Source organism: Actinomyces dentalis DSM 19115, from assembly GCF_000429225.1.
Taxonomy (GTDB): Bacteria; Actinomycetota; Actinomycetes; order Actinomycetales; family Actinomycetaceae; genus Actinomyces; species Actinomyces dentalis.
In genome coordinates this window covers 1-11,996 of sequence record NZ_AUBL01000043.1, presented here as the reverse complement: position 1 = coordinate 11,996, position 11,996 = coordinate 1, and the positions used below count along the sequence as shown (strand labels likewise).

Below are 11,996 nucleotides of genomic sequence, written 5' to 3'. Positions count from 1 at the left end.
CATGTCCCCCATATCCTCCCCGCCGACCCCCGCGTCCATACCCCTCGCCGCGCCCGCGCGCAATACGGGCCGGTGGGCGGAGGCGGGCCTGCTCGTCGTCGCCCTCCTGCTGGGCCTGAGCGGCTTCCTCCTGACCGCCCTCAACCGCACCGGATCCTCGCCGGGCCAGTTCCTGTCGCTGTCCGGCTCCCTGGTGGTCGCGGCCGTCGTCGTCCATCTATGGGTGCGGCGCACCGCCCCCTGGGCGGACCCGGTGATCCTGCCGGCGGCGGTGGCCCTCAACGGCCTGGGCCTGGCCATGATCCAGCGCCTGGACATGTCCTACAAGATCCTCGAGAGGACGCACAACTACGCCGCCAAGCAGGCGATGTGGACGGGCGTGGGCATTGTGCTGTTCTGCGCGATGCTGCTGGTGCGCGACTACCGCCTGCTGCGCCGCTGGGACCGCTGGGCCATGTGGGGGGGGCTGGCCTTCCTCATCCTGCCCTTCGTGCCCGGCCTGGGCCAGAGCATCAACGGCGCCCGGATCTGGATCCGCCTGGGCCCCATGTCCTTCCAGCCGGCGGAGATGACCAAGGTGTTCCTGGCGGTCTTCTTCGCCTCCTTCCTCGTGGCCAACCGCGATAACCTCGCGCTGGCGGGCCGCAGGGTCATGGGCGTCAACCTGCCCCGGGCCCGGCACCTGGGCCCCCTGCTGGTCGTGTGGGGCGTGAGCATCGTCGTCCTGGTCCTCCAGCGCGACCTGGGCAGCTCGCTGCTCCTGTTCGGACTGTTCGTCGTCACCCTGTACGTGGCCACCGACCGGCCCAGCTGGCTGCTCATCGGCGCGGCCCTGTTCATCCCGGCGGCCTGGTTCGCGGCCACCCACCTCAGCCACGTGCAGCAGCGCGTCAGCGGCTGGCTGCACGCCATGGATCCCGCCGTCTACGGCGCCGAGTACGGCAGTTCCCAGCAGCTGGTGACGGGGCTGTTCGGCATGGCCTCGGGCGGGCTGCTGGGAACCGGCTGGGGCAAGGGGTACCCCAGCCTGGTGCCCTTCGCGAACTCCGACTTCATCATCGCCTCCTTCGGCGAGGAGCTGGGGCTGATGGGGATGCTGGCGCTGCTCATGCTCTACCTCATCCTCATTGAGCGCGGCCTGCGCACGGCGGCGCACCTGCGCGACGGCTTCGGCAAGCTGCTGGCCGTGAGCCTGTCCTTCGCCATCGCCCTGCAGGTCTTCGTCGTCGTGGGCGGTGTCACGCGCCTCATCCCGCTGACCGGTCTGACCACGCCCTTCCTCGCCTACGGCGGGTCCTCGCTCGTGGCCAACTGGATCATTCTGGCGCTGCTCGTGCGGTTGTCCGACGCCGCCCGCCGGCCGGTGACCGCCGCGCCGCGCATTATCGACACCGCCGAGCTGCCCACGTCCATCCGCAGGGCCGTGCTCAACGCCGACACGCCGGACGACGCGGCCACCCAGTCCCCCGCTCCGCCGGACCAGCACGCCGCGCCGGACCGGCCGATGGCGCCGCCGCCGGCATCACCGGGCCAATACTCCGCCGTGCCTGACCAGCACCCGGCGCCGCCGGAGCAGTACTCCGCGCCGGCCGTCCCGCCGGATCGGCACGCCGCGCCGCCGCCGGATCAATACCCCGCCGCGCCTGACCAGTACTCCGCGCCGGCCGTCCCGCCGGATCAGCGCCCCGCGCCGCCGCCGGCATCACCGGGCCAATACTCTGCCGCGCCGAACCAGCCGACCGTCGCACTGGACCAGCACCCCGCCGCGCCGGACCAATACCCCGCCCCGTCGGCCCACTCCGCCCCGTCGGCGCCGCCGACCCGATTCACGAACCCGCCGACCCGATTCACGGAGGGTGGACGCGCATGAACCGCCAGATCCACCAGGTCACGATCCTGGTCCTCGTCATGTTCCTCACGCTGTGCACCTCGGTGACCAGCGTCCAGGGACTGGCCCGTCCGGCCCTGTGGGAGGCCTCCTCCTCGCAGGGCACGCTGACCACCGACTCGCGCAATTCCCGCACCGTCTACGCCGAGTTCGGCACGGACCGCGGCCAGATCATCGTCGGCGGCGACGCCATCGCCGACTCGGTCTCCTCCGACGACGCCTACGCCTACCAGCGCACCTACCCCCAGGGCGAGCTCTACGCCCCGATCACCGGCTACTTCTCAACCAGCTACGCCTCGATGACGGGCCTGGAGCGGGCCGGCAACACGGTGCTCAACGGCGAGGATCCCTCGCTCTTCTCCAGCCGCGTCAAGTCCCTCATCACCGGGCAGACCCAGCGGGGCGGCTCCCTGGAGCTGACGATCGACCCGGAGGTCCAGCAGGCGGCCTGGGACGCCCTGGCCGGACGCCGCGGTTCCGTCGTCGCCCTCAACCCCTCCACGGGCGCGATCCTCGCCATGGTCTCCTCGCCCTCCTACGACCCCAATCTGCTGGCCTCCCACGAGGACGGCGTCGCCGAGACGGCCTACGAGTCCCTGAGCAATGACGAGGCCCGGCCGCTGGACAACCGCGCCATCGGGGGCAACCTCTACCCGCCGGGCTCGACCTTCAAGATCCTCACGGTCGCCGCCGGTCTGCGCACGGGGAAGATCAACGCCGACTCCGAGGTGGACGCCCCGGACACGCTGACCCTGCCGGGCACGAACCACGCCCTGTCCAACTACGCGTCGGAGTCCTGCGGCAACGGCAGGGTGACGCTGGCCTACGCCTTCGCCGAGTCGTGCAACACGCCCTTCGCCCAGCTGGCCATGGACGTGGGCGACGACGCGCTGGCCGACGAGGCGTCCCGGTGGGGCTTCGGCTCCGACCTGTCGGTCCCGCTGCCGGTGTCCCACTCCGTCTACCCGGCCAATGACGGGCCCGCCCAGACGGCCATGGCGGGCATCGGCCAGCAGTCGGTGCGCGTCACCCCGCTCATGATGGCGATGGTGGCGGCCACGGTCGCCAACGACGGCGAGCAGATGGCCCCGTACATCATCTCCCAGACCCTCGACGCCGACCTCCAGGTCGTCTCCACGACCAAGCCGACGGTGGCCCGCACCCCCATCGACTCCCAGACCGCCGCCACCCTCACCGGGCTCATGCAGCAGGCGGTCAGCAGCGGCACCGGCACCTCCGCCCAGGTCGCCGGCGTCTCGGTGGCCGGCAAGACGGGCACCGCCCAGACCGGCTCCGACGACGGCGGCCCCATCACCTGGTTCATCGGCTTCGCCGGCACCGACATCAACAACCCCACCATCGCCGTCGCCGTCGTGCTCGACGGCGGGGAGCAGATCCCGACGACGGGCACCGGCGGCTCCGTGGCCGGCCCGATCGCGGCCTCCGTCATCGACGCGGCGGTGGACCAGTGAAACCCGAGATCGGCCTGGAGATCCAGGGGCGCTACGAGCTCGTCGAGCGCATCGCCATCGGGGGGATGGGCGAGGTGTGGCGCGCCACCGACCTGCGCTCGGGGCGGGCCGTGGCCGCCAAGATCCTGCGCCCCGAGCTGACGGGCGACGAGATCTTCCTGGCGCGCCTGCGGGCCGAGGCCGCCAATTCCCGCGGCCTGCGCCACCCCAACCTGGCCGTCGTGCTCGACGCCGGGGAGCGGGACGGCTCGGGCTGGATCATTATGGAGCTGGTCCAGGGGCGCCCACTGTCCGACATCCTGGAGGAGCGGGGCACCATGCGCCCCGTGGAGATCCTCACGATCATGGCGCAGGTGGCGCGCGCCCTGCAGGTGGTCCACGACTCCGGCGTCATCCACCGCGACGTCAAGCCCTCCAATATCCTCATCAACCGCGAGGGCCTGGCCAAGCTGACGGACTTCGGCATCTCCACGGCCGTGCACCAGCGGCCCATGACCGCCACCGGCATGGTCATGGGAACCGCCCAGTACCTGGCCCCGGAGCAGGCCATGGGCAATATGGCCACGCCCTCGGGCGACCTGTACGCCCTGGGCATCATCGGCTACGAGGCGCTCGTCGGGCACCGCCCCTTCACCGGCTCCACCCAGGTGGAGATCGCCTTCGCCCACGTCAACCAGGAGGTCCCCCCGATCCCCGGGAACGTGCCGAGGGAGGTCCGCGACGTCATTATGGAGCTGCTGAGCAAGTCCCCCGCCGACCGCCCCGCCTCCGCCCGCGAGCTGGCCCGCCGCCTCGATCGCATTGTCATCAATCTGCCCAAGGACTCCTGGGACCCGTCCGAGGCCCCGCTGTGGAGCTCGGCCGGCCAGGGCCCGGCCGGCCGGAGCTCGACCCCCGCCCTGGGCGCCGGCGCCCAGGCCCGCCCCGGCGCCCCCGCCGCGGCGCGGTCTGCGAGCTCCGGCGGGGAGGCCCCGTCCCGGCGCCCCCGCCCCGCCCCGTCGGCCCCGGCCCGGTGGGAGGACGAACCGCGGGGGGCGGACCCGCGCCCGGCCGGCCGGCGCGCCGCGGAGCCGTCGGGCGGGCCCGGCGACGCCGCGCGCCGGGGCCGCCAGGCCGATCGCGACTCGCCGGGCCGGTCCGCGGACCGGACGTCCCGCCCGCGGCGCCCGCCGATCGTCATCATCGCCGTCGTCGCCGTCGTGGCCCTCGCCATCGTCCTCGTCGTCACCCTGAGTACTCTTGCTCATGCGCAACCGGTTTCAGGACATGACGACCTCGTGTCCCCCACCTCATCGAAGGAGGCACTGTGACCGGCCAGTTCCCCAAGATCCTCGCGGGCCGTTACGAGATCCGCGAGATGATCGGCCGCGGAGGCATGGCCGAGGTCCACCTCGGCTATGACAGGCGTCTCTCGCGAATTATCGCCATTAAACTGCTGCGCTCCGATATTGCGGGCGACCCCACCTTCCAGGCGCGCTTCCGCCGGGAGGCGCAGTCCGCCGCCGCCCTCAACCACCCTTCCATCGTCTCCGTCTACGACTCGGGCGAGGAGCAGGTCACCACCCCCAACGGCGCCGTCCGCTCGGTGCCCTACATCGTCATGGAGTACGTCGAGGGGCACACGGTCCGCGAGTTCCTCGGCGAGGGCGAGGCCGTGCCCATCCCCGAGGCCGTGGAGATCGTCACCGGCGTCCTGGACGCGCTGGAGTACTCCCACCGCGCCGGCATCATCCACCGGGACATCAAGCCCGGCAACATCATGCTGACCTCGACGGGCGCGGTGAAGGTGATGGACTTCGGCATCGCCCGCGCCGTGGAGGACTCCGCGGCGACCGTCACCCAGACCCACGCCGTGGTGGGCACCGCCCAGTACCTGTCGCCCGAGCAGGCCCGCGGCGAGGTCGTCGACGCCCGCAGCGACCTGTACTCGACCGGCTGCCTGCTCTACGAACTGCTCACCGGCAAACCGCCCTTCACGGGCGACTCCGCGGTGGCCATCGCCTACCAGCACGTGCGCGAGATCCCGCGGCCGCCGTCGGCCGTGGCCGCCGACGTGCCCGAGTCCCTCGACCGGGTCGTGCTCAAGGCCCTGGCCAAGAACCGCGACGACCGCTACCAGGACGCCTCCCACATGCGCGCCGACCTCCTGGCGGCGGCGCGCGGACTGAGCGTGAGCGCCCCCTCGGCGGAGTCCTGGTCGGCGCCCGCGCCGGCGATGGCCGCCGGCTCCCCGTCCCCGGCGCCCGCGCCCGCCCCGCCGGCGCCCCCCGCCCCGCCGATGGCGCGCCGGACCCGCACGCCGCCGGCCGCCGCGGAGTCGGAGGGCAGTCGCGGCTCCTCCCGCCGCTGGGGGGTGTGGGTGCTCCTCATCCTCGTGCTGATCGCGGCGGGCGCCGGCATCGGCATGCTCATCAAGAACGCCACGGCCGGCCGCCCGGCCCCGACGCCGTCGGCGACCGTGACGGCGGCCCCGGTCCCGAACGTCGCGGGCATGAGCGAATCGGACGCGCGCAGCGCGATCGAGGGCGCCGGCCTGAAATTCGTCAAGGGCGACGACGTCGCCTCGGACACCGTGGATGCGGGCAAAGCCGTCTCCTCCGACCCGGGCGCGGGCGCCTCCGTGCTCCTGGGGGGAGAGGTCACCGTCCACTTCTCATCCGGCTCGGCCATGGTCGAGGTTCCCGACGTGACCGGCCTGTCGCAATCCGAGGCGCGCTCGAGCATTGAGGGCGCCGGCCTGGTCTGGGGCGATGTGCTCACCGAGGACTCGGCCTCCACGTCGGCGGGTCGGATCATCCGCACCGACCCGGGCGCGGGCGCCTCCGTGGGGCGCGGCGAAACCGTCTCGGTGGTCATCTCCTCGGGCAGGACGACCGTCCCCCAGATCACGAACCTGGAGTCCCAGGAGGCCCAGGAGGCGATCAAGGCGGCGGGTCTGACCTACAACTCCTCCACCGTGGAGGCGACCACCACCGACTCGACGCTGGACGGCAAGTACGTCGTCACCGCCGTCAACCCGGCCGAGGGCACGAGCCTGGAGATCGGCAGCGCCGTCAATATCACCGTCACCCACTACACCCTCAAGGCGCAGCCCACGGCCTCGGCCACGGGGGCACCGCCGAAACCAGCGGAGCCGCCGGGAAAAACACCATCCGAGTCGCCGACCAGGAGTGACTAGCCCGTCATCCCGGGCGTGCCGGGGGCTCGCGCCGGTCTGCCGGTGCGAGGAAGGTTATTCAGGGGCGGTTTTGAAGACGTGGAGCGTGAAGGTCGTGGTGACGGTCCGGTCGTCGGGACGGCTCCCCGCCCAACCCCGCTCCGCCCCTGCTGGTCGTCTTGCATGGTGGGACGGCGTCTCGCATATCGTGACGCGGCCGGCTCGCGAGCACGTCACTTAACCCGCGAGCACGTCACTCTGGCAGACGTGCTCGCGGGTTAAGTGACGTGCTCGGCGGTTACCCGACGATCTCGCGGACCGCGGCGCCCGGCGCCGCCGCGCCCCGGACCTCGAGATGCACGCCTCGCCCTCGGGAACGACGGTCGGACCACCGTGGTCCAGCGAAAAAGTGGTCCAAGGAGAACGCCGCCATGAGCCCGCTGAATAACCTTCGAGCCCCCGGCACGACGGTCAGCACCGGCTTCCGGCGCCTTCTCGCGGCGCCCGCGACGGTCCCGGGCGAGTCGTCTGTCTTCAGACGGTGGCCTCGCCCGACAGGTGGAAGGTCGCATTGGCCCAGGGGAAGACGAACTCGAAGAGCCCGAGCACGACGAGCACCGTCAGCGCCAGGGCCTCGATCACCCTGAACCACGTGGGGCCGGGCAGGTGCCTCCAGATGAATTCGTACATCAGTTGACCTCCGGGTCGTTGACGATCGAGCTGGGGCGGCCCTCGGAGCGCGGCATCCAGTAGGACAGGGTCCCGTGAACGATCCAGCGCTGGTCGTTGCCCCACTCGCCGGTCGTGCTGCCGTTGCAGGTGGTGAGGGTGATCATGCGCTGCGTCGGGGCGCTCGTGGGGTCGTCCGGCACGGGGGCGATGACCTCGACGTCGGAGGGGTCGACGATCTCGTGCCCGGTCACGGTGTAGACGTACCAGATGTCCTTCGTCACGACGATGATCTCGTCGCCCTCCTGGAGCAGGTCGATGCGGCGGAAGGAATTGCCGTTGGTGCGTCGGTGGCCCGCAATGGCGAAGTTGCCGACCTCGGCGAGCTGCTGGGTATCGGGGTAGTGGCCGGCCGCGGCCTGATCGAGGACGTCGGGGCCGGTTCCCTCCAGGATCGGCATATTGTTATTCGTCACCCCGTACCACCGGGGGACGACGAGCATGCCGATGGTCCCCCCGTAGCCGACGGCGTCCACGGGCGGGGGGTCCTCGGTGTGCCGGGTGCCCTCGACGCGGGGGGACTCGACCTGGGTCTGCTCGAAGGCCGCGCTGTGGACCTGGGCCTTCTTCTGGGCGTCTATGCCGGTCCACCACAGCTGCCACACGAGGAACAGGGCGACGACGAGGCCGCCCGTGATGAGGAGCTCGCCGACACCGTGGATGATCGAGTCTACGATTCGGCGCCCGCGGGGTGGCCTGGCGCGGCGGTGGCGTGGCATCGAGTCTCCTGTGTCGAGTATTCCGGCAGCCAGTGTAGAAGGCGGTGTGGAGGACGAGGCGCCCCGGGAACGAAGCGCTCGTCACAGGCGTTCCCCGCCCGGCCCCTGACGGGAGCAGCGCGCCCATGGCCTAGGCTGTAGGGCGGATGTGCATGAGAACGCGGCCAGATCCCGGCCGCCCCGTCAGCGAGGAGGGTCACGTGGCCGTGTCGGAAGAGTCGAAGAGCTCAATGTCGCCGGAACGGGCGGAGGACGCCGAGGAGGCGGCCGACGTCGTCGAGGAGCCGGAGGCCCCTGAGAGTCCGGAGGAGGCGGACGAGCCGGACCAGGGGAAGAGCGACAAGGAGGCCGACGCGCCGAAGAAGAGGAACGGGCTCTTCACCAAGAGGATCAGGCGCCGCAAGAACCCGCTGCGCTCGGGCAACCCCGCCAAGGTGGCGGCCGAGCGCGAGCGCATGCGCTCCTCGCGCGCCGCCGCCAACCGCGTCTCCCGGGTTCCCGTCAAGGTCAAGTCGCTGGGCTCCCCGCGCTGGTACGCGCCTGCCATGGTCACCCTCATGATCATCGGCCTGCTGTGGGTCGTGGTGACCTACCTGTCCAAGGGCCAGTTCCCGCTGCCCTACTTCACGCAGCACTACCGCGCCGCGGACTGGCGGATCAACGGCAACCTCTATGTGGGATTCCTCATTATGATGCTCGGCTTCCTGGGCCTGCTGCGCTGGAAGTGAGCCGCCCCGCCCCGACCGGCCCCGCCCCGACCGTCGTCGCCCGGCCGGGGCCGGCCCGCGACGGGCCGGCCCCGGCCGGGTGATCGCGCCCGACCACCCAGCCGGCCGACGACGGCGCAGCGGCGGGCTCAGGCCTCGGCGACGGCCCCGGTGTCGTCGTCCTCCTCCTCGGCGGAGTCCGCCCAGTACTCCTCGGCCCAGGGGTCCTCGACGGGCTGGCTGCGGCGCCAGATGATGTAGGCGGCCGCGGCGGCGCCGCCGGCCAGGGCGATCCAGCCGAAGGTCTTGAGGACGCGGTGCGACTTGCGGGGGGCGGGGGGCGGGGCGAGGACGGCCTCGCGAGCGGCGACGGCGGCGCGCTGGGCCCGCTCGCCGACTGTGCCGGGCGACTGGGCGGCGGCCTGGGCGGCCGCGGCGGCGCGCTGGGCGCGCGGGATGTAGTCCTCGACGACGCGGGTGCGGGCCTCCTCGTAGGCGGGCTCCAGGCGCTCCTGCGCCTCCTTGGCGGCGCGGGCCACGCCCCCGGCGGCCTTGGTCACTCGCGGGCCCACCCACTCCGCGGCGCGCCCGGCCTGCCCGGCGAGGTTCGCGGCGAGCGCGCTGGCCTCTGCACGGATCTGGTTGGTGTCGATGTTCTTCTTCTCGATGGTCTTGCACAGGGCCATGACATTGCTCCTACCCGGAAGACGACGGTCGGTAACGGACTGGAGCCTATGGTCGCACTATCCGGCCCCCGGTGCGCACGGTTGACCGGCGCGTTTTGCCTGGGGTGAACACCGGCGCGCATGCTCGGACCGCGGACCTGCCGGTGCGAACGACGTGCGACGATGGCGCCCATGGAAGCGACTCTGCACACCAACCTCGGTGACATCCGCTGCGACCTGTATCCCGAACAGGCCCCTGAAACCGTCTCGAACTTCGTCGGACTGGCGACGGGGGAGAAGACCTGGACCGATCCTCGCACCGGCGAGCGGTCCAACGCCCCCCTGTACAACGGGGTCATCTTCCACCGGGTCATCCCCGGTTTCATGATTCAGGGCGGGGATCCGCTGGGAACCGGCACCGGAGGCCCCGGATACGTCTTCGACGACGAGATCAACGCCTCCCTGTCCTTCGCGGCCCCCTACGTTCTGGCCATGGCCAACGCCGGACGCCGTCTGGGCAAGGGCACTAACGGATCGCAGTTCTTCATCACCACCGCGCCCACGGAGTGGCTGCAGGGCAGGCACACCATTTTCGGCGCCGTCGCCGACGAGGACTCGCGCAGGGTCGTCGACGCGATTTCCGCCGTCGCCACCGACCCGGGAGACCGCCCGCTCGAGGACATCATTATCACCTCGGTCACGCTGACCGAATGACCGCCGCCCGCCGCGGACCCGACGGGCCCGCATCCTCTGCGCGACGCCGTCGGACCACCGTGTTCGACGGCGTCGTCGCACTCAGGAGATGCTCATGACACAGGATCCCCCCGCCCCCGTCTGCCCGCGCCACCCCGGCCGGGTGGCCTACGTGCGCTGCCAGCGCTGCGACCGCCCGGTGTGCCCGGAGTGCCAGGTCCCCAGCCCCGTGGGGGTGCACTGCGTGGACTGCGCCCGGCAGGCGCAGGGCCGACGGCGCGGCCCGCGCACGATCCTGGGCGGCCGCCCCTCCGCCAACGCGATGGTGACGAAGGCGCTCATCGCGGCCTGCGCGGCAGTCGGCCTGATTCAGCTCGTCATGCCCCTGGTCACGAGCCGCTTCGCCTTCTTCCCGGCGCTGGCCCTGGACGAGCCGTGGCGCTTCGTCACCACCGCCTTCCTCCACGCCTCCCCCGTGCACCTGGCCTTCAACATGTGGGCCCTGTGGGTGTGCGGCAGCGTGCTGGAGCCCGTTCTGGGCCGGTGGCGCTTCACGGCCCTGTACGGCCTGTCCGCCGTGGGCGGGTCGACCGCCATCTTCCTGCTGTCCTCGCCCGCCTCGTCGTCCTGGTTCACCCTGACCGTGGGCGCGTCGGGGGCGGTGTTCGGACTCTTCGCGGCGCTGTTCGTCATTCAGCGGCGCTTCGGCCGGGACACCTCGGCGATCGTGGGGCTGCTGGCGATCAACCTCGTCATCTCCGTCCTCGGGTCCGGGATCTCCTGGCAGGGGCACCTGGGCGGCCTGCTGACCGGCGCGGCCGTGTCCGCCGTCTTCGCCTGGGCGCCGCGGGACCGGCGCGGCGTCTACGCGGTGGGGGGCTGCGTGATCGTGGGCGCGCTCCTGGTCGCCCTCGTGGCCCTGCGGGCGATGCTGGTCTAGAGGGGCGCGTGGCCGGCGAGGGCGCCGGCGGGCCCGTGCGGTCCGCCGGCGCATCCTCGTCCGCCGGCACGCGCCCCCATCCGCCGTCTCATCGTTCCCGGCGCCTCTTCGCCGTTCGTCCTCGCACCCGCCCCCCACGAGCGCCGCCGCGCTCCACACCCGGCTGTCGCGCCGCCCTCTCAGCCGGACCGTCCGCCGAACGGGGTGGCGCCCGTCCCCCCGGCCGCGGCGGGGAGCGTCGCCGCCCAGGGCGACCCGATGCTGCAGGCACGGGCGCTGTGCACAACCGGCCGAGAGCCTGCAAGCGCCTGTGGATAACGGGCTGTGGATAACTTGGGGAGAGCCGGCCCGCCCCTTCGAACAGTTTTCCACAGGCTCATCGTCCCCTGTGGAAACTGGGGAAGCACACCGATGTGATTCGTCCACACCTGTGGACACAGGTGTGGAGAACTGTGGATAACTTTATCCACAGCACTGTCCACAACTGGGGACAACCGCGCCGTCTCGGCACTCGAGACGCCTCGAGCCCGTCCCCACTATCCACCGCCCCGGAGGACCCCTGGATCCACCGCTGTGCATAGCGGGGTCCCAGGCCTGTGGCTTACGCGTTCCGACGACGCACCGAACAGTGGCTCACCTCACATAATTTACAGTCTGCGACTGCATGCTGTTCGGTCAAGTCCCTTGGTGTGGTGTTCTTCCGGTCAGGTGGTGATGGCGGGCAGGGCGGCGCGGTCGCTGGCGCTGTTGTCGGCCTGGAGCATGTCGGTCAGGTGTCGCAGTGAGGTCTGGGACAGGTAGCGGCGTTCGCCGTACTGCCACTCCTCGTGCTGCTCCAACAGGACGGATCCGATCAGGCGGGTGACGGACTCGCTGTCGGGGAACACCTGGACGACGTCTGCTCGGCGCTTGATCTCGCGGTTGAGGCGCTCGATGGGGTTGTTGGACCAGATCTTGGTCCAGTGCTCGCGGGGGAAGGCGGCGAACGCGGTCAGGTCCGGCTCGGCGTCCTTCAACATCTGGGCG

General features: G+C 71.5%; 11 protein-coding genes. 7 read left to right on the top strand and 4 right to left on the bottom strand.

Features of this window, described 5'->3' with window-relative positions; all coding sequences use genetic code 11:
• Window position 1 precedes the first annotated feature (1 nt).
• The 4 genes from G446_RS17335 to pknB are packed head-to-tail and all read left to right on the top strand — an operon-like array spanning window position 2 to window position 6,538.
• On the top strand, window positions 2–1,870 hold the full coding sequence (locus G446_RS17335; RefSeq protein WP_156916614.1) for an FtsW/RodA/SpoVE family cell cycle protein: 1,869 nt from the start codon (window positions 2–4) through the stop codon (window positions 1,868–1,870).
• Entirely contained in the window at window positions 1,867–3,360 is a 1,494-nt protein-coding gene (locus G446_RS0110255) for a peptidoglycan D,D-transpeptidase FtsI family protein (protein ID WP_026410075.1), read from the top strand. The genes G446_RS17335 and G446_RS0110255 overlap by 4 nt, the downstream gene beginning before the upstream one ends.
• On the top strand, window positions 3,357–4,670 hold the full coding sequence (locus G446_RS0110250; RefSeq protein WP_026410074.1) for a serine/threonine-protein kinase: 1,314 nt from the start codon (window positions 3,357–3,359) through the stop codon (window positions 4,668–4,670). The genes G446_RS0110255 and G446_RS0110250 overlap by 4 nt, the downstream gene beginning before the upstream one ends.
• Window positions 4,667–6,538, top strand: a complete 1,872-nt coding sequence (gene pknB, locus G446_RS17330; RefSeq protein WP_034470068.1) for a Stk1 family PASTA domain-containing Ser/Thr kinase — start codon at window positions 4,667–4,669, stop codon at window positions 6,536–6,538. Before G446_RS0110250 ends, pknB begins: the two co-directional genes overlap by 4 nt.
• A 513-nt stretch (window positions 6,539–7,051) precedes the next feature.
• On the opposite strand, the gene G446_RS20355 is transcribed toward pknB, so the two are convergent.
• Together G446_RS20355 and G446_RS0110235 are read right to left on the bottom strand one after the other, a co-directional pair.
• Window positions 7,052–7,207 (bottom strand): hypothetical protein, encoded by a 156-nt coding sequence (locus tag G446_RS20355; RefSeq protein ID WP_026410073.1) that lies wholly within the window; start codon window positions 7,205–7,207, stop codon window positions 7,052–7,054.
• Window positions 7,207–7,965 carry a class E sortase gene (locus G446_RS0110235; RefSeq protein WP_026410072.1) on the bottom strand — a complete coding sequence of 253 codons (759 nt, stop codon included), beginning with the start codon at window positions 7,963–7,965 and terminating at the stop codon, window positions 7,207–7,209. Before G446_RS0110235 ends, G446_RS20355 begins: the two co-directional genes overlap by 1 nt.
• Window positions 7,966–8,165: 200 nt before the next feature.
• Here G446_RS0110235 and G446_RS20635 point away from each other — a divergent pair, with 200 nt between their 5' ends.
• Window positions 8,166–8,693, top strand: a complete 528-nt coding sequence (locus G446_RS20635) for a cell division protein CrgA (RefSeq protein ID WP_245574667.1) — start codon at window positions 8,166–8,168, stop codon at window positions 8,691–8,693.
• A 128-nt stretch (window positions 8,694–8,821) separates the two neighbouring features.
• On the opposite strand, the gene G446_RS0110220 is transcribed toward G446_RS20635, so the two are convergent.
• Complete coding sequence (locus G446_RS0110220; protein WP_026410070.1) at window positions 8,822–9,358, bottom strand: hypothetical protein; 537 nt, start codon at window positions 9,356–9,358, stop codon at window positions 8,822–8,824.
• Between the two features lie 171 nt (window positions 9,359–9,529).
• Between G446_RS0110220 and G446_RS0110215 the strand changes: the two genes are divergently transcribed.
• Complete coding sequence (locus G446_RS0110215; RefSeq protein ID WP_026410069.1) at window positions 9,530–10,051, top strand: peptidylprolyl isomerase; 522 nt, start codon at window positions 9,530–9,532, stop codon at window positions 10,049–10,051.
• A 94-nt stretch (window positions 10,052–10,145) separates the two neighbouring features.
• Window positions 10,146–10,970 (top strand): rhomboid family intramembrane serine protease, encoded by an 825-nt coding sequence (locus G446_RS0110205; RefSeq protein ID WP_026410068.1) that lies wholly within the window; start codon window positions 10,146–10,148, stop codon window positions 10,968–10,970.
• 704 nt (window positions 10,971–11,674) lie between these two features.
• Here G446_RS0110205 and G446_RS17320 read toward each other — a convergent pair.
• Window positions 11,675–11,996 (bottom strand): IS256 family transposase (locus G446_RS17320; RefSeq protein WP_034470065.1); only part of this gene is annotated, 322 nt, incomplete at its 5' end.

Excerpts from the sequence above, each read along its gene's own strand:
- G446_RS17335 (WP_156916614.1), top strand. The coding sequence starts at position 2 with ATGTCCCCCATATCCTCCCCGCCGACCCCCGCGTCCATACCCCTCGCC.
- G446_RS0110255 (WP_026410075.1), top strand. The coding sequence starts at position 1,867 with ATGAACCGCCAGATCCACCAGGTCACGATCCTGGTCCTCGTCATGTTC.
- G446_RS20355 (WP_026410073.1), bottom strand. The coding sequence starts at position 7,207 with ATGTACGAATTCATCTGGAGGCACCTGCCCGGCCCCACGTGGTTCAGG.
- G446_RS0110235 (WP_026410072.1), bottom strand. The coding sequence starts at position 7,965 with ATGCCACGCCACCGCCGCGCCAGGCCACCCCGCGGGCGCCGAATCGTA.
- G446_RS0110220 (WP_026410070.1), bottom strand. The coding sequence starts at position 9,358 with ATGGCCCTGTGCAAGACCATCGAGAAGAAGAACATCGACACCAACCAG.
- G446_RS0110215 (WP_026410069.1), top strand. The coding sequence starts at position 9,530 with ATGGAAGCGACTCTGCACACCAACCTCGGTGACATCCGCTGCGACCTG.
- G446_RS0110205 (WP_026410068.1), top strand. The coding sequence starts at position 10,146 with ATGACACAGGATCCCCCCGCCCCCGTCTGCCCGCGCCACCCCGGCCGG.